This is a genomic window from Staphylococcus sp. Mo2-1 (assembly GCF_046721385.1).
Classification (GTDB): Bacteria; Bacillota; Bacilli; order Staphylococcales; family Staphylococcaceae; genus Staphylococcus; species Staphylococcus equorum_A.
Map to the genome: position 1 here is coordinate 1,774,570 of NZ_JBEUUK010000001.1, position 20,359 is coordinate 1,794,928.

A 20,359-nucleotide genomic window follows, 5' to 3' on the forward strand; every position below is an offset into this window, starting at 1 on the left:
ACGGATTGGTTCTTTTAATTTGGAATGAGAATTTTATCCTCACGCTTTAATATTTTATAGTTACTTTAATTCTCTTTCGATAGATAATGTTCTTTCCCTTTTAAGAAAAGACTCAATATAAATGCAAGCGCACTTAAACCTGTCGCAATTAAGAATGCACTATTCACACCATTGATGGATGCGAGTTTCTGAACAAATTCTAACAATTGTGATGTCGCCAATTGTTCGCCACCCATTGCTTGAGCCATTTCTTGTAAACGATCTTTAATAAATGGATTTGTTTTATCTAAATCTTGTGAATAAGCGACGATATGTTCAGTTGTTTGTGTTGACATTACAGTCACTAATAAGGCTGTGCCTATAGAACCTGCAAGTTGTCTTAATGTATTGGATAAGGCATTACCATGCGAAATCAAACGTTGTGGCAAGGAATTCATACCCGCAGTCATAATCGGCATCATGATAAAACTCATACCAAATGAACGAATCATATAAACTACTACTAAGTGAGCATATGTTGTATTCATATCAAGTTTAGTCAATTCCCAAGTTGCATAAGTCATAATTGCTGTACCTATAAGGGCTAACGGTTTAATACCAATTGTATCTAGTAATTTACCTGAAATTGGACCCATTACTCCCATAATTAATGCACCTGGCAATAATAGTAAACCTGATTCCATTGGACTGAATCCTCTTAGATTTTGTAAATATAGTGGTAACAGAATCATACCACCAAATAAACTCATTGTGACAATCATATTGATTACAGTTGTTAAAGTGAAACCAGAATATTTTAATACTTCTAGATTTAACATCGGTACACGCATTGTAAGTTCTCTGATAACAAAGGCAATAATAAAAATAACACCTAGCACTAATGAAATTAACACTATAGGTGAAGTCCATGTATTATTTCCTGCTTCACTGAAACCATATAATAACGCACCAAAACCAATAGTACTAAAGATAATACCTGGAATATCTGCTTTAGGGTTTGTCGTTTCTTGATATACTTTAAACCATATATAACCAACAACTAAAGCTACAAGTCCGATGATAAACATACCATAGAACATAACATTCCATTGATAATTTTCAACGATATATCCAGATAATGTTGGACCAATCGCTGGTGCTAAGATCATTGCGATACCTAACGTTCCCATTGCCGCACCACGTTTTTCTGGTGGGAAAATCGTCATAAATACATTTGTACCTAACGGCATTAATATACCTGCGCCAATGGCTTGCAATACGCGTCCTACCATCATCATTCCAAACGAGCCTGATATACCACAGACTAAAGAGCCCAGAGTGAATAATGCCATCGCAACTAAAAAGAGTTTACGATAAGAGTATTTATTAAATAAATACGCACTGATAGGAATCAAAATACCGTTGACCAACATAAATCCTGTCATCAGCCACTGACCCGTATTCGCAGAAATATTAAAATCAATATTGATTTCTGGTAAAGCCACGTTCAATAATGTTTGGTTTAAAATTGCAATGAACATACCAAAAATCATGGCTACTAAAACTTTGCCTTGTGTAGCACCCTTACCAAACATAAATGAACTATGTTTAGCTTTTAGCTGTTCATTGACTTGGGCTTCTTCTGAATTTGGATTTATCTTTTCGTGATCAGAATCAGTTTGTTGTTGTACTTCTTCTGTTTCTGTATTTGAGTGTTCAATTTCATCATCAAGTACACCAGAATCCGATGTAACATTTTCACTTGTATGATGTGTTTCTTCAGATTGTGACATTGTTTCGCTAGATTTTTCATTGTCTCTTACTTTAAATTTAGATTGATAAGTTTCATTCGATGTGTTGTTTTCATGCTTAGCATGTTCCATTTGTCGCATTGATTTCTTCTTATTTTTTTTAGTGATAAATAGATTCAATAATCCGACAAGAATGAGCGCTATGACTACGTAAATTATAATGAAGGCTATTGTCATTTCAAGCCCTCCTTAGTTTTTATGAATTTTGACTTCAGCGTTCATTCCTGGAACAACATTATTAGATGGTTTTGAATCTAGTGAGATTTTTACAGGTACTACTTGAGAAACTTTAGTATAGTTACCATCACTGTTTGTTGAAGGCATCATTGAAAAACTTGAAGCTGTTGCTTTACCAACTTCTTCTACTTTACCTTTAAGCTCAGCATCTTCACCGTCTAGTGTTATATTTACATCTTTACCTTTTTCAACATCCGCAATATCTTTTTCATCAACATTTGCAGTAATGTATGAATCATCTAAATTATAAGCATAGGCAATTGGCGTTCCGACTTGCGCCATTGAACCTTCCATACCATCTGTTTTTACAATCGTTCCATCTTGGGGCATTTTAATATCCATATCTTGTGATTGGCCATCTTCACCTTTTGCTGCGATTTCTGCAACTTTGTCGCCTTTACTTAACTTCTCATTATTCTTAACGTCAAAAGATTTAATTTCGCCTGCTGATGGAGCTGAAACTTTAATTTGCTCTCCGTCAACTTTGGCATTATCTGTACTGACAAATCCTGTAGCTTGATTATAAAAGTGGAAACCAACTACTCCTATTATTACAAGAACTACAATGGTAATGACATTAATTAACACCATTTTCTTCATTACACTTTCCTCCTATTTGCTTTTAAAATTCACCTTATATATTATAGAGTCATGCTAAATAAAAAAACACCGACACTTCTACTAAATGTGTCGGGTAAGTAATCATATGTTATTTTGAAGGAGATAAAATGAGACAGACAGCTAAAAATAAAATCATTCGAAATATGATTATCCTATTAGAAGAACATCCATTTGAACATATTACTATTAAAATGATTTGCGCTTATAGTGGCGTTAACAGAACGACATTCTATGATTATTTCGTAGATAAATATGAGCTTTTATCTACAATTCAAACTTATCACCTAAAGAAGTATATAAAATTATTAGATGTCTTATACAATAGCTTTGAACATACAGAAATCAACTACGAGAAATTATATAAATTTTTCAAAATTATTTTGTGCTATATCCATCGTCATTATGGCTTCTTTCACGCAATATTTGTCACAAATCCAAATCGTGACTTATTTAGCGATTATGTTAAAGAAACCAAACTCAATTATACAAAAATGTTAGATGATTATACGACCGTGGCAAATAAAAAACAGTTTGTTACGTATGCTATTGGGGGACAGCTTGGTATTATCTATTATTGGATACGAGAAGGTTGTATTGAATCACCAAATGAAATGGCACAAATTTTACTTGCAAATGCAATTAAATTAGGGCGTTAATACTGTAATCACTTTCGTATTACGATATTTCTAAAGTACATAAATGAAAAACGGCTGCTAGGTATCCACTAAGGAATCTAACAGCCGTTTTTCATTTTCTCTTTAACCAATTTACTATTTAGGTGCTACACGTTTAAATACAAAATAATTTATTATTTGAAGTATCATCAATAATACCCCTACTATCAATATAATTGTAACGTAGGGTATATAACTATCTTCCCCCATTACACCTACTAGTGGTGATACAAGGCCACCTATTAAGAATTGAACTAATCCTAATAAGCTAGACGCACTTCCATTGCCACCTGTGTTCTCATCCATTGCAATTGAGAATCCTAGTGTCGCTACTCCTGTAACAGGAGCCACAAGAATAATAAAACCTATAAACAATAGCCAGATAGATAGATGCATATACAAAACAATGCTTATCCACCCAATACCCACTAATTGAATGATTGTTAATACACGTAAAAGAACTTGTCTATCAATATAATCCACTAACTTACCTGTTAATTGACTAGAGATAATGAGACTTAAACCTACAGATGCAAACATAATGCTAAATTGCTGAGCAGACATGTCATAAATGCGTTGTGCAATAAAAGGAGATGCAGAAATATAACTAAACAAAACAACGAAGGTCACACCTTGTATAAGCATAGGTAATACAAATCGAGGCGTTGCTAATAACCGTTTGAAACTTTTGAAAATACTTACGAGATGTGGGCTATCTCGTTGTTCAGTTGACAATGACTCTTTAATATTAAATATCGTTCCAAATAACATAAGCAGACCAAATAAAGTTAATATGACAAAGACCATCCGCCACGTAGAAAATGATAAAATGATGCCCCCTAGTGCTTGGTGCTAATACTGGTGCAACACCGTTTACTAGCATAAGTAACGCTAAAAATTTAGTTAATTGTTTTCCAGTATACAGATCACTTGATATCGCTCTTGAAATCACCGCTCCTGCTCCACCACAAAATCCTTGTACAAATCTTAAGGCAATCATCCACCAAATATTATCAACAAAAATAATACCTATACTTGCCAAAGTAAATAACGCCATAGCTACGATTAGTGGTGTCTTTCGTCCTATAGCATCTGATATCGGACCTACAAATAAATTACCTAATGCTAAACCAATCATAAACAAAGATAATGTAAGTTGTGAATTAGATGTTGTTGTATTGAAATCTGATTGTATCTGCGGCAAACCTGGCAAGAACATATCAATAGATAATGCCCCTATCGCAGTCAACGCGCCTAAGATAATAACAAACAGTAAGGAATTCTTATTTTGCTCTTGATAATTAGACATTTCTATTCTCCCCAATGTTGAAGCTCTAGCAATTTTAGCTACTTAGTTAATACTTTATATCATATCATTATAAGATAAAGTTTATTGCTATTATTATAGCCTTTGCGAACGCAATTTTAAATAGATGAAGTTAAATTGATATGTAAAAGACAAAGGGAGCGAGGAATACATAATCAAAATTTGATATCGTATTCCTGCTCCCACAAGGTAACTATAAAAAGTACGTTTTGCATTAAATTTTCAAATATTTAACTTTCCTCTGAGTATTTCACTACTTTTAAATCATTCGCTTTGTCATTACCTTCAAGTTGATATTCTACCTCACCATATTGGCCATCTTCTTTTAATGCTTGGCCCGTAACGTAGAATGTTTTGCCTTCTTTTACAATATCAGTGATTTGTGGTTGTTGAAGATAGAATAGTTCATTAGATTTAACGTCCTTTTTAGTATCCTTATATTTTTCACTATCTTTCTTTATATAAGATGATACTAAATTAAAATTGCTTTGACTGCGTGCGCTAATCATTGCCGCAGTGTATTCACCGAAAAAACGAGACACCTTATTTCTAAAACTATTTTCTTCTTTTTCTTTTTCCTCAACATACTTCTCAATTTCATCATCATCAAAGTTTAAAGTAACCTGTGTTTTATCTTTGAGGTTATCTGTTTTCACTGTTGTTTCTGCTGACTTAAATGTTTTCTTCTTCGCTTGTCCTTCAGCAGATACTGTTATATCTTTTGTTTTAGGATATGGACCAAATTCTTTAGCTTTTGCGTAATCATAAGCTTTGTCATTGATTTTCACCTTAACTGAATCTGTATCTATTTCGGATGCACCATTTAATTCAACTTGTACATATGCCTCGTTAAAATCTTCAATAACATCAACTGACTCATTGTTGCTGTTATTAAAGTTGAATTTAAGGTGACCATTGAATTGACCGTTTTCCATTTCTTTCTTAGCTTCAAGTGTGTAATCACCTGGAATAAATTTACCTAAAGAAGTTGGCTTATTTTTCTCAGCAACTACTGTTTTTTGTTTATCATCTGCCTTAAATTTATAAGTTGTTTTTTGTTTAGGTTTCACAATTGCTTCTTTAGTTGGTGCAGTAAAGCTCATATTATCAAATATTAAATAACGTGTTCCATTTTTACTGATTCTCAGAACTTTTTCTCCATTTTTGGCTGTGACAAAACCTGAATTCTTTGTATCATTTTGGTTCAATTTCGCAATTTTACTATTTACATCTTTCACAAAGTTATCCATTCCAACTTCATTTTTTATGTATTTAATATAAGCTTCAGCTTCATTTTCATCAACACTGTTATTTTGGGTACTCAAAAGCGTTGAAAGTTTTTGCGTATCGTTATTATCTACTGCATTTATTATAATCTCTGATTGTGCTTCAGGTGAATTAAAATTTCTTACTAAGAAAAAAACAATGATCAGTAAGATAAGGATAAAGAATGCAATCCCCAAAGGAATAACTTTACGTGCGTTAATGTTTGCTGTGTTTTTATTTGTTTTTGTAGAGCGCGTCATTTTTTCTGAATCGTCTTGTTTTGCTCGATAACCGCAATGACTACACCTTCTCTGCCCATTTCTTATGTTTTCTCCGCACTTTGGACATTTTTGCATTTTATCACCTCTTTACCCTCGATTTTTACACTATCCCGTTATTTTAACACATTATAGGTTGAAACTATATGTCAGATTAATACTGTATAAATTACTATACCTATGCATAATTGAAGTATTATAATGTATATTTTAATAGCTATAATATTTATTATATGTGCCTTGCTTAAAAATTGATATACGCATTTAGTCTAATGCTTCAGTTCTGTCATTGGATCATCCATTGTTCAAAACAATATATCTACAAACTTTATAACTAAATAATTCATAAAATAAAAGCAGACTACTAGTCACCCTAGCTTGGATGCTAACAGCCACTTAATAAGACTCATATTTATCTAATTATAACTTGCTGTGTTTTTAGATTCGTCCTACCATACTAATATTAATTAATGTTACGAATGATGTTTGACATTAAAGTTCTTCAGTCTTTGATCAATGATTTCCAATACATAACGTGCTTGTTCAATTTCATCATCTGATAAATCATGCGAGCATATCACTCACTATGTCATTTATAATAGACTTACTTTTTCTATTAAACTGTTTGCCCTTCTCAGTTAATTTAATATATTTTAATCGTTGATCGCCTGTATCTTCAGATTTATCCCATTGTACAACCTCAGCTTGAATTAGCTTTTTTATTCTTCGACTGACGGCAGCTTTATTTACGCCTTGACGTTCTGTTATTTCTGTTAAAGTCATCGCTTTTCCATTTTCAAGCATTAAAATAACGTTTGCCTGTTCTTTTGATACATTGTACTCTTCTCTTAACGCCTTTAATAATTTAGCTAATAATGTATTTACATCATCTATGAATTCTCCCATGAATTCTATATGACTACTTAAATTTTTCACCATTGGTTGCACCTCTTCAATCTCCACTATATGTAATATCATTTTGTTATTTGTTATATTAATAGTATCAATATTTTAACTTCTATAAAAGTTAAAATATATAATGCATCCATTTATGGATGTTGTGTATTGCTTAATATTAATAGTAACGTTTTATACATTTGCTTATTTTAATAGATTCAACTACATTTAATATACTATAAAATACTGGGGTGAAACATGAATATTCTGGCACTACTCTGTAGTATACTGACAGTACTTATTTTCGTAAGTATGTATTTAAATTTAAAATATTTTGCAAATATCAATATTTTTATTTCCCAGGTAATGTTAGGTTATATTGTAATTATATTACGTATTGCTTCTCATCATATCCCTATAGATATCATTGTTGTGATGATTATTGGTTTCTTATTAGTACATATAAAACACAAACATATACTGCAATATCGTATGAGCGCGCTATTTTTAAAACGACTCTATCGCTTATCTTTTAAAGTCATTGTTTTCACACTTTCTTGTGCCTACATTAGCTTGCTACCGTTTGCATTTAATGTTGTATTTCTATGGTTAGCAACGATTGCCTTTAGCGCAATTTTCACTTTTATTTGTTATGTATCTTGCGCTTCTTGTTATTTAAATCAGCAACACATTGCAAAATTTGATACAATACTCGTCTTAGGTGCAGGTATTTTTAATGAACATGTCACGCCTATGCTAGCTAGTAGATTAGATCGAGCATTAGCCTTGTTTAATCAACAACCAAATGCGCAATTAATCGTAAGTGGCGGACAAGGTCCGGATGAACCTATATCTGAAGCTTTGGCCATGTTTCGTTACTTAGTTGACCGTGGCGTGAATCCAAATCAAATCTTAATGGAAGATGCATCTACGAGTACATACGAAAATATTAAATTTACAAAATCACTGATACAACAGTCATTTAATATAAAACCTAAGATCGTCTGTGTTACAAGTCAATTTCATATTATGCGTGCAGTCCGCTTCGGCCAAAAGTTAGACCTTAAATTAACAGGTGTAGGAAGTCATACGCCCTATCACTTTTTTGAAGTTGCTTTAATTAGAGATTTTTTAGCATTAATGTATCAATACAAGTTATTGCTAACAGTCTACTTCGCTACATTGTTTTTTGCTTGTATTTTTGCATTGTGGCATATCCCTACTCTGTAGATATATAATTTTAAAAACAACCAACTTAAATCAATTAAAAATATCAATTTAGCAAATAGGTCAACGTGACATAGTGCTAAGCATTAATTATTGGCAATAAACATAAGATGAATGAGAACGTAAAAAAACAAGAGGCTGGGACATATCACATGTCTCAACCTCTTGTTTTATATTGTCAGTGGCTGACTGAATTGAACTTTTATGGTCTATGAATTCACTATTACACCATTATCTAATTCAATTACTCTGTCTGCATACTGAAATAATCGTTTATCATGGGTAATCATTATACCTATCATTTTTTTACTTTGTATTTGATTTTTAATCATGTGAATAACTTCAGTTGCACGTTCTGCATCTAAACTTGCTGTAGGTTCATCCGCAAGTATAATTTTAGGATTGTTCATCAATGCTCTCATAATCGCTACACGTTGTTTCTCCCCACCAGATAACATATGTGGAAATACATTTAAACGGTGTTCTAATCCTATTTGTTTTAATAACATTTCCGCTCTTTGATTAGCATCATTTTTAGACATTCCGGCTTCTTTACCTATTGTCGTTAACTGTGCTTTCACTTTTAAATAAGGTACTAAATGTGAAGATTGAAATATAAATCCAATTTCATTCAATCTTAATTCTGATGCTTTTTTATCTCCTGCATATAACGGAGAACCATTATACAAAATGTCACCACTATTTTGTGAGAGTAAACCACCTAAAATAGTAAGCAATGTTGTCTTACCTGAACCTGACGCACCATTTAATATTACGAATTCTCCATCATTCACTTCAAAGTTTATTCCTTTTAATACTGGGGTTTCTGATGGACCTTTACCAAATGTTTTTTTAATATCTTTTACTTGTAAACTCATTATTCTCCACCTCCAATTGCTTCAATAGGGTCTACTTTAAATAGTTTAATGAATGATAATACCGCACCTATAATTGCCACTACAATAAATACGCCTACAACTAATAATAGATTAGATGCTGTTACGTGGAATGGCATCGATACTGGCATAATTAATGATAAACCACTCACGAAGCCGACAGAAATCAATACACCGATCATAGTAGTAATTAATATTTGAATTAATAATGCACTTAATAAATGTTTTGTTTTGATTCCAATTGCTTTTAAGATACCGATTTCTGGTATTTTTTGAATCGTCATAACATAGAAGAATGCGCTAAGTACGATCGCTGAAATCACGAATAAACTTACAATCATCATATTTAATGGCGCTTGCTCTGCTTGATAACTTGGTATTTCACTTGTAATATCATCTTGTGTAAATACTTTGACATCTGAGATTTTATTTACTTCATCTTGTTGTTTACTTGTTAAGTCTTTAACAGGATAAACTGTACTCACTTGTTTGTTCAAGTTGTCGAAACCACTGTCATTCATCATCACGACTGAGCTATGTGAATGCATCGTATCGTTGATAACACCTGATACTCTTAATTCTTTACCATCTTTAACTTCAACCATGTCACCGACGTTTATACCTTCGGCAGTAAGCTTGCTGTTGATTGCAAATTCATTATCTTTTGTTGGATAACTACCTTCTGCCAATTCAGGCTTGTCATTATCTACTGTATTAATCATCACAACATCTTCTTCGGCTTTATTAATTTTTAATGTTTGTGACGCTAATTTTAATGGTTCTTGATTTGTAATATCTTCTATTTTTTTTGGTGTTCTGGTTTGATAATTGATTTCTCAATTTGTGGTTGTTTATTGTCCTGTAAAACATATTTTTCAGTTTTCATGTTGTCTAACATCGATATATTTTCTCTCGCTAACCCCTGTGCTAGTCCACTAATAAATAAGACCATAACACCTAGTAATAAAATGATTAACATAATTAAAATATAACGGAATTTATAATATTTAATCTCCTGCCATGCTAATTTCATTATTTCCCACTCCTTCTCTAAAACTTATATCTAGAGTTTATCCTCCTTATGTGAACTCAATATGAACTCATGTTCATTTTTAAAAACTTTTGTTATTTGTTAAGTCATTTAGTAACGTTTATAATGACATTAAAATGAAGAAGGAGACATTGCCCATGACAACTTGTCTAATTGTCGATGATGACAAAAAAATCTTAGAGTATGTTTCTAATTATATTAGTCGTGAAGGATTAGAAACAATTACGCAATCAAGTGCTGAAGATGCATTATCCTACCTTGAATCCAATCAAGTAGACATTGCCATTGTAGATATTATGATGGGTGGCATGAGCGGTTTTGAGCTTTGTAAGATTTTAAAAGAAGATTACAATATGCCGGTCATCATGTTAACTGCACGTGATGCTTTAAGCGATAAAGAGCAAGCTTATTTAACAGGCACGGATGACTATGTCACGAAACCTTTTGAAGTGAAAGAACTTATTTTCAGAATTAAAGCTGTGCTTAAACGCTATAATATTAATGCTAATAATGAAATTACTATTGGCAACCTGACGATTAATCAAGCGTATTTAGAATTACAAACAGCATCTAAAACGATGAATTTGCCTAATAAAGAATTCCAATTACTATTTATCCTTGCTTCTCATCCAAGACAAGTTTTTAACCGTGATGATTTAATAGAAAAAATATGGGGATTTGATTATGAAGGTGATGAACGCACTGTCGATGTTCACATTAAACGTCTTAGAAAAAGGCTTGAAAAATTGGAAGCATCAGTAACAATTCATACAGTGCGTGGATTGGGTTATAAGGTGGATGATCATGTTTAAATCACTCTATACACGCATTGCAGTGTATACCATTGTTGTTATGCTCTTCAGTGCGGCAGTCAGTTTTTTATGTACAAATATTATTTATCATAATTTTTTGAAAGAAAATAATGATGCAAAAATTATGCGTACTTTAAAAGATTCGATGGAATACCAAAATGAATCAAAAATAGATAGCTATCCACCATTTTTCAAACATTTAGGTGAAATGAACTACCAAATTATGACTATTTCAGAAAACGGAAAAAGAACATACTATGGTGAACCATTCAGAAAAGATAATATAGCTCCACAAGAAGTTCAAAGCGTACTAAACGGTAAAGATTATCATGGTATTAAAAATTTACCTTACGCGCCTATTATTACTGGTTTTTTTGAAAACACTACTCAAAACACAGTAGGTATTGCTTTTGAATCCAAAGGTCAAAACTATGCTGTCTTCATGAGACCAGATATTGGTAAAACATTTAGTGAATTTAGAATATTCTTAGCGATATTAATATCGTTATTACTCATTATCTCTATCATTCTAGTTATTTCTTCAACTTATACATTAATCAAACCCATTCAACAATTGAAAAATGCGACAGAACGTCTTATGCAAGGTAATTTTGATACGGCCATTAAGATCACCCGTAAAGATGAATTAGGCACGTTACAATACCGATTTGATAAAATGAGACTTTCATTAAAACAATTAGATGATATGAGACAACATTTCGTTCAGAACGTTTCTCATGAAATAAAAACACCATTAACCCATGTTCATCATCTACTTGATCAGCTCAAATTCGCTAAGAGTGATCAAGAACGTGAGCGCTATATTGATGATATTTACCAAATCACTACACAACTTAGCGAATTAACAAAAGAACTTTTACTGTTATCGGAAATTGATAATGGTGCACATCTTGAATTTAAAGATCACATTGAACTTAACCAACTTTTAAAACAAATTATTCGCCATGAACAATTTTCTGCCAATGAAAAAGATTTAATCATTATGTCAGATTTAGAGAATATTGAAATGATTGGTAACGAACGCTTATTACATCAAGCATTCCAAAACCTCATTACAAATGCCATTAAATATTCAATTCAAGGTGGCACGATAGATATTATGCTCAAACAAGATTTAGATTCTATCAATTGTACGATTACAGACGATGGTCAGGGTATGACTGAAGAAACCCAATCTCGTTTGTTCGAACGTTTTTATAAAGCAAGTAACCATGACAACAGTAATGGCTTAGGCCTTGCTATTGCTAAGGCCATTTTTGAACTACATGGAGGTACGATATCCATAGTAAGCGAAAAAAATAAGGGCACTACATTCTCTATCGAAATCCGTAAAAGTTAAACTAAAAGCGCACGGTTAGCCTAGTATGATACTAGATTAGCCGTGCGCTTATTTTCATTTCTTATTATTATATCAATGCTAAAGCAATATTAATTTATTTTTAGATTTTTCGTGATTTCTTTATTCAATTTCGTATAAAGTGCTTCATTATCTGATAATTTCATGCCATATGAAGGTACCATTGTTTTTACTTTATCTTCCCATTGTTTAAATTCTTCACCATAGCAGCGTTTAAGCATATCAAGCATAATATCTACTGCTGTAGAAGCACCAGGCGACGCACCTAACAATGCAGACAATGAACCGTCTTCAGAAGTTATAACTTCTGTACCAAATTGCAATGTTCCTTTACCATTTTCTGTATCTTTTATAACTTGCACACGTTGACCGGCTACAACAATTTCCCAATCTTCACTCTTAGCATTAGGAACAAATTGACGTAAGTCTTCCATACGCTCTTCATTTGAAAGGGTAAGTTGTGAAATTAAATATTTTGTTAAACTCATTTCTTTAATTCCTGCAGACAGCATTGTAATTAAGTTATTTGGCTTCACAGATTTAATTAAATCCATATTTGAACCAGTTTTCATGAATTTAGGTGAAAATCCTGCAAATGGACCAAATAATATTGTACGTTTGCCATCTATGTAACGTGTATCTAAATGTGGTACTGACATTGGTGGCGCTCCTACTGAAGCTTTTCCATATACTTTAGCAAGATGTTGCGTTGTAATAGATTCATCTTTACATACTAAGAACAAGCCACTTACAGGGAATCCACCAACATGTTTAGATTCTTTAATACCTGTTTTTTGTAACAATTGTAAACTTGCCCCACCAGCCCCGATGAACACGAAATCACTTTCAACAAATGTCACGATATCTGTTTGTAAATCTTTAACTTTCATCTCCCAAACACCGTCTTCACGTTGTTTAAGATCTTGTACTTCATGTTCATAATTCAATTCAACTTGCTTTTCTTCTAAGTTTTCAAATAACTTTTTAGTTAGTGCACCGAAGTTAACATCTGTGCCAGTTTTATCATAACTCATTGCCACTGGTACATGAGATGTACGACCTTCCATCATCAGTGGCACCCAATCAGCTATTTTATCTTTATTATCAGTAATTTCCATATTACTGAATAGAATGTTTTTATTTAATCTCTCCACACGTCTTTTTAAGAAATCTACATTTCGGACGCCTTGTACAAAGCTCATGTGAGGTACAGGCTTAATAAACGCCTCAGGTCGCGTAAGTTGACCCTGTTTAACTAAGTAATTCCAAAATTGTTTAGTAACTTGGAATTGTTCATTAATTTTTACGGCCTTATTTATATCTATTGAACCATCTTTATTTTCTTTTGTATAATTCAGCTCACATAATGCAGAGTGACCGGTTCCTGCATTATTCCAACCATTAGAACTTTCTTCTGTTGGTGTAGATAACCTTTCATACATCTTAATCTCTTTCTCTGGTGCGAGTTCTTTTAATATAGTTCCTAATGTTGCGCTCATGATACCGCCACCGATTAAGATGACATCTGTTTTGCTATGTTTTGTGCTCATAACAAACACAGTCCCCCTTTTATATATGTTTATAGAAACGTTATCTTTATCCTTTTAAAAAATGGGATGAAGCGTTTTCTATAACTAAAAAATAAAAAAACCTTGCCGTTATAATTGATTAAAATGTAAAAATAACGAAATATATCTTTATACTTCTCTAATTATATACGTAATTGCCCTATGAAAAAAGGGCTTTCAGTAATTCTACACAAATTTTGTTAATATGTGTTAACCAAACTGTTAAATAAAAGTTCTATTATATCTTCTAAAAAGACGTTAATACGCTTTTTAAATACTTAAATAAGTTTGATACTACTCATAAAAAAACATCATACAATTCATGATATAATGAATTCTAATTTAAGTTAAGAAACATTTGGAGGTTCTCGGATGAAATCAATCACTTTTTTCATGCATAATATTTATGCTATGGGTGGCACTGTAAAGTCTATTTCACAATTAGCTAATACGCTAGCTAAAAAAGGTCATAAAATCGAAATCATTTCTGTATTTAAAGGTGATATAAAACCTTATTTCGAACTCCATGATTCTATAGTTATAAAACCTTTGATCAATTATCAGTTACACCCTAAAAATTTTAAAGATTTATTTTTTAACCGCATCAATAAATACACTTCATTTTCTAAACCTAAAGTACTTTCAAAAAACGAACCGGGTTTAAATCAATTTTCACATTATATAGAGAAAAAAATGATTAGATCCATCCGTAAAATTGATACGGATGTTCTAATCGGAACTAGAGCCAGTTTTAATATATTGATTGCAAAATACGCACAAAACAACATTGAAACCATTGGCATGGAGCACATGAATTTTGAAGCCCATCCCGAAGCATTTCAACAAGAAATCATTGATGCATATACCGCTTTAGATAAAGTGACTACACTTACTACTGTAGATAAAATTAAATATCAATCATTTATTCAAACACCTGTTTATGTTGTTCCAAACATTTTAGATGAACCTAGACTTACTATCACAAAAGAAAAAATAATTACTGCAGCTGGTCGTTTAGAATATGAAAAAGGGTTCGACTTACTCATCGATAGTATTAATCCTATTCAACATATCGTCAGAAAATTTGGCTATAAAGTACACATTTTCGGAGAAGGTCAGGAAAGAGAAGCGCTACAACAACTTATTGATCGTTATAATTTATCAGATATTGTTTTACTACAAGGTTCAACGCAACAATTAAACGAAAAATTAGCAATTAGTGAAATTACAGTCATTCCTTCGCGTAACGAAGGTTTCGGCATGGTTATCTTAGAAGCCATGAACCAAAGTAATATTGTAGTAAGCTTTAGTGGAAACGCTGGCCCTGATTCTATTATTAAAAATAACGTGAATGGTTATTTAATAGATCACACGAACGTGACTGAATTATCGAATAAACTACGTAGACTAATCAATCAAGAATTCAAAGAACAAGTCCTTATAGAAAATGGTTTCAAGACCGTAGTCGCTTATGCTCCTGAAGCTGTTTATCAACAGTTTTCAAATATGCTAAATTCACACACGCCATAGTACTTTATCCAAAACGTAAACAAATCAAACGTTAATTATGACGTTTGATTTGTTTTTTTAAACCTAAGTATCGACAGTGATTTGGCTCCGTCCAGTAGAATAGCACAAGCTGAAGAATACAGGCTGAGGCCGTGCTTTAGGCAAGCGAGTATGAAACTTATATAGTGAAGTCAAATTTATACTTGTGGAAAGCGCACAAAAAAACTGCCAACAAAGTCACAGACTTTGTCGACAGCCAAATAATGTGTAGTCGTTTTTAATTATTTATTTCTATACAAAGAAATTCAAGATAAATGTCCAAATACATATGAATACGAGCATCGCAATACTATAGCGTAATGTCATTTTCAACAGTTGAGATTCTTTACCAACTTGTTGAACAGATGCAGTAGCGATTGCAATAGATTGTGGAGATATAAGTTTCGTCGCTACACCACCAACAGTATTGGCAGAAACGAGTAACGCACCACTTGCTCCTATATTATTTGCAACAGCTGCTTGAATCGGCGCAAATAACGTATTATTATTTGTCACTGATCCAGTTAAGAATACGCCAATCCAACCTAAAATTGGAGATAATAATGGGAATATAGCGCCTGTTTTTGCAATACCTTCACCAATTACATTACTTAACCCCGCATACGTCATAAGTTTTGAAATTACTAAGATAAAGCATATTGTGATGATTGGTAACCAAAGTTCTTTAAATGAAAGTTTAAATAGTCGACCACCATCAGCAAAACCAACACGTTTAGACATTAAAATAGTAATAATTATTACTAAAAGAATGGCTGTACCTGTTTGACCAATTAGGTTTAATGGAAGACTAATTGCTTTATTTGCAATCTCACTGTATGTGCCCGGTAATGTGATGTTAAAGACGAACGCTTCTAATGCGCCACCTGGCTCAAACAGTGCTTTGAAATTTGGTGCACTCCATATCATTACAAATACAGTTAAAATAAAGAACGGGCTCCATGCATAAACAATTTCTTTCGCTTTATGTTGCTCAATTTGTTGTGGTTTCTCTTCTTTATTAATTCTAAAGATATGTTTTGGTTGGAATTTTTTAGAAAATAAAGCTAATGCTAACATTGCACCTAATGGCGGAATAATATCTGCTAATTCAGGTCCAACAAATAATGTAATTACAGCTTGTAATACTGTATAAGTAATACTTACAATTAAGATGGCCGGCAATGTTTCTTTAATACCTTTGAAACCATCAATAATCCATATCAATAGAAATGGTACCGCCATATTCATAATGAATAAAGTTAGCGTAGACATTTGTGAGACTGCCATACCTGTAATATCTTCTGGTAAACCTAAAGTATTAATTACAGTAATAGGTAAACCAATCGCACCAAACGCCCCTGCCGTAGCATTTGCAATTAAACATAACATCGCCGCTTGTAATGGAGCGAAACCAAGTTGAGTAAGTAAAAGTGCACAGATTGCAATTGGCACACCAAAACCTGCAGCACCTTCTAAGAACCCATTAAACGCAAACCCAATAAGTAATAATTGGATACGTTGGTCTTGTGAGATACTAGATATACTATCTTGGATAGTTTGGAACTGCCCTGTTTCAGTTGTGACTTTATATAATAATACTGCCATGATAACAATATAACCAATAGGTATGATACCTTGGAAAAATCCTTCGACAACTGCACCAGAAGCAATACTTACTGGTAGTTTAAAACACAATATTGCAATGATTAATGTAACGACTACAGTAGTTATTGCGGCATATATCCCTTTCATTCTAAATACAGTTAAGCATAACAAGAATAAAATAATAGGAATCGCCGCAATGATAGATGAGACTAATACATTGTTAAAGGGGTTAAAAGTTTCTACAAACATTCGTTTCACTACTTCTTTCTATTTTAATTTTGGGGTAGTTTATTATTGTGATTTTTTTCACAATGAAATTATAACATTTTCTGTCTTAAATACAATATACTTTTTAAAACTTTCGTTATTTTTTCTAGCGTAACACGAAGTTTAAAATTTTAAAACCTGCTGTACAAGGGATTCATTTATCTCAAGTGCACTCCGTGGTAAAATAGTAACAATAATGATTAAGTAGAGGGATATTAATGATAAAACAAATTGAATTAGCTGAGTGGCAACATTTAGAAACTCAACTAAAAAAAGCAACACTAGAAAATTATACACATTTTGTTGTAATAAACAAGAATATAAAAATACACCAAAATATGATTGATGCAGTTAATTTGAAACCTTGCACGATTGTATCTGACTATACTGTTAACCAACAATATATAAATGATTGTCGTTATTTTGGTAAATTAGAGATTACATTTAATGACTGGATAGAAAATATTAATCACTATCCAAACATCATTTTCCATATAGAAACAACGTGACGTATTATAGATGACTTTAATATACAAAATGTATTTGACTTAGCTTTAATATCACTATTGCAAGATGATGTTGCTACTGACAGTCATGTCACTTTTGATTTCAGTCATTCATTCACTACAAGTAATAAGATATGGAAGGATATACATAAACTGACACCATTGAACACGACAAAGTTCAATTTAAATAAATTAGCATATGAACATAAACATGGACTTCCATTTAAAACAAATGAAACATTAGCGCCAGAACAAATGCGTTTTACTGATAAATGGTTAAATTCTACAGGTTTCAAAATGCCTCACTGGTTATTCAATATGATGCAACGCCAGTCAGTTAAAAAACATCGAGAGCAAAGCTACATATATGAAAAAAACCCGTCAAAAGTTAAAAATCATATTGTATTCTTAGGCTTTGATTATGGTTTTAGAGGTAATTCTCGTTACTTGTTCAATCACTTTGCAAAACATTTTTCAAAATTACCAATATATTTTATAACCGATGATGTCAATGGTCCAAACTTCATTAAGCCAAATGATCCAAAAGCAAAAGAGCTTATAGAAAGCGCATGTGTAGTGATATTAGAAAGTAATATTCCAGACACACTGAAACCCAATGGAACTGTTATTCAACTTTGGCACGGCACGCCCATAAAAAAACTGTTTTTAGATAGTAATGAACCGTCACAAAATCTAAATATTTACAATTACCGCGCACGTAAATACAATAAATGGTTACAACAAGATTATTTTGTGTGTGATAGTGAATCTATTATAGAATATTTCAAATCTGCTTTTCCGCAACAAGAAACACATATTTTAAACTGCGGTTATCCTAGAAATAGATATTTGCTAGATAAACAAACAGATCACCATTATATTTCTTTTATTAAACGAGAATTGAAGTTAGACCCTGAAAAAGAAACTTTACTTTATGCACCAACATGGAAATCTCACCACGATGATTCAGATTTATTACCTATTAGTGATGGATTACTCAATAAATATAATGTTGTATTTAAAGGACATATTGAAGATCAATCTTCTTATATTCCTGAAAATGCAATTCTTGCACCGTCACATATAGAAGTTCAAGATTTATTATTAGTTTCAGACATTGTACTCACAGACTATTCTTCTATTATTTTTGATGCATTAACAATTAATAAAACTGTTTGTCAGTACACACCAAATCATGCTAAATACATTTCTGAACGTGGCGTCTACGATGAAGTTATGCATTCATTAGCTACTGTTAGATATAGTGATGCTAAAGCATTGCTAAATGATTTAATTAGTCATCAAATGACAGAGATTCATTCCAATTCTTTTATCAATAAAGATAATCATGCTTTTGAAACCCTGTCTCATATTATTAAAAAGTGTAATAAAACTTATAATTAACATAAAATATCGTTAAACTTACATTAAAAAGGCTAAGAAAACTCATTACAGTAATGAGATCTCCTAGCCTTTTTTATTGTGTATATCATTTTCACTTCGATTGTTTATTGATGATAAGCTGGATCTACAACTCTTACAGTCCCTTGTTGATCTACTGTAGCAATTGCATATGTTCCTGGTTCAGCTTGATTTTGGAAACTAAAGATATAACTATAGTTACCTTCGCTTCCTTCAATGGCATAATCATTGTAAGGATTAGATTGACCATTAATTGAGTTAACTTCTGCCGTTGCATTATCTAATGAGTTTTGGAAGTTAGGTAAATTCTGTAATGCGGCCTGATTATCAACAGTTCCTGACGAAATATTTTGTGAAACTGGAACCGCATTTTGTCCTTGGTACGGTGGCACATATTCTGATGCTCCTGAATTTGCTGTACCATTGTTTGTATTGTTTGCATTTGCATTCGCATTGTTTGATGCATCACTGTTAGAATTCGCATTATCATTTGCACCATTTGTATTTGCGCTATCTGCAGAACCATTAGCGTTATTACCACTGTTAGTCGCATCGCCATTAGCATATGTACCACTAGAACTATTAGCACTATCGCCACTATTAGAGCTGTTAGCGTCATTACTACCGCTTGAATTTGAACCATTGCTGTCTGAAGCATTTCCACTGTCGCTTGATGAACTACTGCTATCTGAATCGCTATTACTGTTGCTATCAGAACTATCATCATCGCTTGAATTGCTGTCACCAGATTTACTGTCTGAATCTTTGTCTGAATCTTTGTCTGAGCTATCATTGCTCTTCTTGTCATCATTCTTAGAATCTTTTGATTGGTCTTCGCTAGATTTTTTGTCGTCTGAACTATCATCTTTTTTATTACTTTCGTCATCGCCACCATTTGAACAAGCGGCTAAAGCTAAAGATAGTGTCAGAGCCCCTGCTAATAATTTTTTCATATAGAAAACCTCCTTATGTTTTAATACTCATAACTT

Annotated in this window: 12 protein-coding genes and 4 pseudogenes; 6 read left to right on the forward strand and 10 right to left on the reverse strand. The window is 32.4% G+C overall.

Annotation, left to right across the window (positions count from 1 at the left end; all coding sequences use genetic code 11):
• Nucleotides 1-65 precede the first annotated feature (65 nt).
• Together ABLV95_RS09115 and ABLV95_RS09120 are read right to left on the reverse strand one after the other, a co-directional pair.
• The gene (locus ABLV95_RS09115; RefSeq protein ID WP_460875415.1) at nt 66-1,967 is read right to left on the reverse strand and encodes a DHA2 family efflux MFS transporter permease subunit; all 1,902 of its coding nucleotides are present in this window, start codon (nt 1,965-1,967) and stop codon (nt 66-68) included.
• 12 nt (nt 1,968-1,979) lie between these two features.
• Nucleotides 1,980-2,627, reverse strand: a complete 648-nt coding sequence (locus tag ABLV95_RS09120) for an HlyD family efflux transporter periplasmic adaptor subunit (protein ID WP_460875418.1) — start codon at nt 2,625-2,627, stop codon at nt 1,980-1,982.
• A 128-nt stretch (nt 2,628-2,755) separates the two neighbouring features.
• Here ABLV95_RS09120 and ABLV95_RS09125 point away from each other — a divergent pair, with 128 nt between their 5' ends.
• The gene (locus ABLV95_RS09125) at nt 2,756-3,304 is read left to right on the forward strand and encodes a TetR/AcrR family transcriptional regulator (RefSeq protein WP_285323694.1); all 549 of its coding nucleotides are present in this window, start codon (nt 2,756-2,758) and stop codon (nt 3,302-3,304) included.
• Nucleotides 3,305-3,418: 114 nt separating this feature from the next.
• On the opposite strand, the pseudogene ABLV95_RS09130 reads toward ABLV95_RS09125, so the two are convergent.
• The 3 genes and pseudogenes from ABLV95_RS09130 to ABLV95_RS09140 form a co-directional block, all read right to left on the reverse strand.
• A pseudogene (locus tag ABLV95_RS09130) lies at nt 3,419-4,631 on the reverse strand (multidrug effflux MFS transporter).
• Nucleotides 4,632-4,879: 248 nt separating this feature from the next.
• Nucleotides 4,880-6,271 (reverse strand): zinc ribbon domain-containing protein, encoded by a 1,392-nt coding sequence (locus tag ABLV95_RS09135; RefSeq protein WP_427706599.1) that lies wholly within the window; start codon nt 6,269-6,271, stop codon nt 4,880-4,882.
• A 395-nt stretch (nt 6,272-6,666) separates the two neighbouring features.
• Nucleotides 6,667-7,132, reverse strand: a pseudogene (locus ABLV95_RS09140) (MarR family transcriptional regulator).
• A 216-nt stretch (nt 7,133-7,348) separates the two neighbouring features.
• Between ABLV95_RS09140 and ABLV95_RS09145 the strand changes: the two are divergent.
• Nucleotides 7,349-8,320 (forward strand): YdcF family protein, encoded by a 972-nt coding sequence (locus ABLV95_RS09145; protein ID WP_427706597.1) that lies wholly within the window; start codon nt 7,349-7,351, stop codon nt 8,318-8,320.
• A gap of 206 nt (nt 8,321-8,526) precedes the next feature.
• Here the strand turns inward: ABLV95_RS09145 and ABLV95_RS09150 are convergent, their stop codons facing one another.
• Together ABLV95_RS09150 and ABLV95_RS09155 are read right to left on the reverse strand one after the other, a co-directional pair.
• Entirely contained in the window at nt 8,527-9,195 is a 669-nt protein-coding gene (locus tag ABLV95_RS09150; protein ID WP_002506847.1) for an ABC transporter ATP-binding protein, read from the reverse strand.
• Nucleotides 9,195-10,246, reverse strand: a pseudogene (locus ABLV95_RS09155) (ABC transporter permease). Before ABLV95_RS09155 ends, ABLV95_RS09150 begins: the two are co-directional and overlap by 1 nt.
• Nucleotides 10,247-10,401: 155 nt before the next feature.
• Between ABLV95_RS09155 and ABLV95_RS09160 the strand changes: the two are divergent.
• A complete protein-coding gene (locus tag ABLV95_RS09160) occupies nt 10,402-11,076 on the forward strand; it encodes a response regulator transcription factor (protein ID WP_069817568.1) in 675 nt (224 codons plus the stop codon).
• Nucleotides 11,069-12,436: a HAMP domain-containing sensor histidine kinase gene (locus ABLV95_RS09165; RefSeq protein WP_427706593.1), complete on the forward strand. Its 1,368-nt coding sequence runs from the start codon at nt 11,069-11,071 to the stop codon at nt 12,434-12,436. Before ABLV95_RS09160 ends, ABLV95_RS09165 begins: the two co-directional genes overlap by 8 nt.
• 89 nt (nt 12,437-12,525) lie before the next feature.
• On the opposite strand, the gene mqo is transcribed toward ABLV95_RS09165, so the two are convergent.
• Entirely contained in the window at nt 12,526-14,004 is a 1,479-nt protein-coding gene (gene mqo / locus ABLV95_RS09170) for a malate dehydrogenase (quinone) (protein ID WP_460875422.1), read from the reverse strand.
• A 390-nt stretch (nt 14,005-14,394) separates the two neighbouring features.
• Here mqo and ABLV95_RS09175 point away from each other — a divergent pair, with 390 nt between their 5' ends.
• Nucleotides 14,395-15,552 carry a glycosyltransferase family 4 protein gene (locus ABLV95_RS09175; protein ID WP_460875426.1) on the forward strand — a complete coding sequence of 386 codons (1,158 nt, stop codon included), beginning with the start codon at nt 14,395-14,397 and terminating at the stop codon, nt 15,550-15,552.
• Nucleotides 15,553-15,822: 270 nt separating this feature from the next.
• Here the strand turns inward: ABLV95_RS09175 and ABLV95_RS09180 are convergent, their stop codons facing one another.
• Entirely contained in the window at nt 15,823-17,424 is a 1,602-nt protein-coding gene (locus ABLV95_RS09180) for an L-lactate permease (protein WP_460875428.1), read from the reverse strand.
• Nucleotides 17,425-17,660: 236 nt separating this feature from the next.
• Between ABLV95_RS09180 and ABLV95_RS09185 the strand changes: the two are divergent.
• A pseudogene (locus tag ABLV95_RS09185) lies at nt 17,661-19,352 on the forward strand (CDP-glycerol glycerophosphotransferase family protein).
• 104 nt (nt 19,353-19,456) lie between these two features.
• On the opposite strand, the gene ABLV95_RS09190 reads toward ABLV95_RS09185, so the two are convergent.
• A complete protein-coding gene (locus ABLV95_RS09190; RefSeq protein ID WP_460875430.1) occupies nt 19,457-20,323 on the reverse strand; it encodes a hypothetical protein in 867 nt (288 codons plus the stop codon).
• Nucleotides 20,324-20,359 lie beyond the last annotated feature (36 nt).

Coding starts and splice junctions, on each gene's coding strand:
- ABLV95_RS09115 (WP_460875415.1), bottom strand. CDS start 1,967: ATGACAATAGCCTTCATTATAATTTACGTAGTCATAGCGCTCATTCTT.
- ABLV95_RS09120 (WP_460875418.1), bottom strand. CDS start 2,627: ATGAAGAAAATGGTGTTAATTAATGTCATTACCATTGTAGTTCTTGTA.
- ABLV95_RS09125 (WP_285323694.1), top strand. CDS start 2,756: ATGAGACAGACAGCTAAAAATAAAATCATTCGAAATATGATTATCCTA.
- ABLV95_RS09135 (WP_427706599.1), bottom strand. CDS start 6,271: ATGCAAAAATGTCCAAAGTGCGGAGAAAACATAAGAAATGGGCAGAGA.
- ABLV95_RS09145 (WP_427706597.1), top strand. CDS start 7,349: ATGAATATTCTGGCACTACTCTGTAGTATACTGACAGTACTTATTTTC.
- ABLV95_RS09150 (WP_002506847.1), bottom strand. CDS start 9,195: ATGAGTTTACAAGTAAAAGATATTAAAAAAACATTTGGTAAAGGTCCA.
- ABLV95_RS09160 (WP_069817568.1), top strand. CDS start 10,402: ATGACAACTTGTCTAATTGTCGATGATGACAAAAAAATCTTAGAGTAT.
- ABLV95_RS09165 (WP_427706593.1), top strand. CDS start 11,069: ATGTTTAAATCACTCTATACACGCATTGCAGTGTATACCATTGTTGTT.
- mqo (WP_460875422.1), bottom strand. CDS start 14,004: ATGAGCACAAAACATAGCAAAACAGATGTCATCTTAATCGGTGGCGGT.
- ABLV95_RS09175 (WP_460875426.1), top strand. CDS start 14,395: ATGAAATCAATCACTTTTTTCATGCATAATATTTATGCTATGGGTGGC.
- ABLV95_RS09180 (WP_460875428.1), bottom strand. CDS start 17,424: ATGTTTGTAGAAACTTTTAACCCCTTTAACAATGTATTAGTCTCATCT.
- ABLV95_RS09190 (WP_460875430.1), bottom strand. CDS start 20,323: ATGAAAAAATTATTAGCAGGGGCTCTGACACTATCTTTAGCTTTAGCC.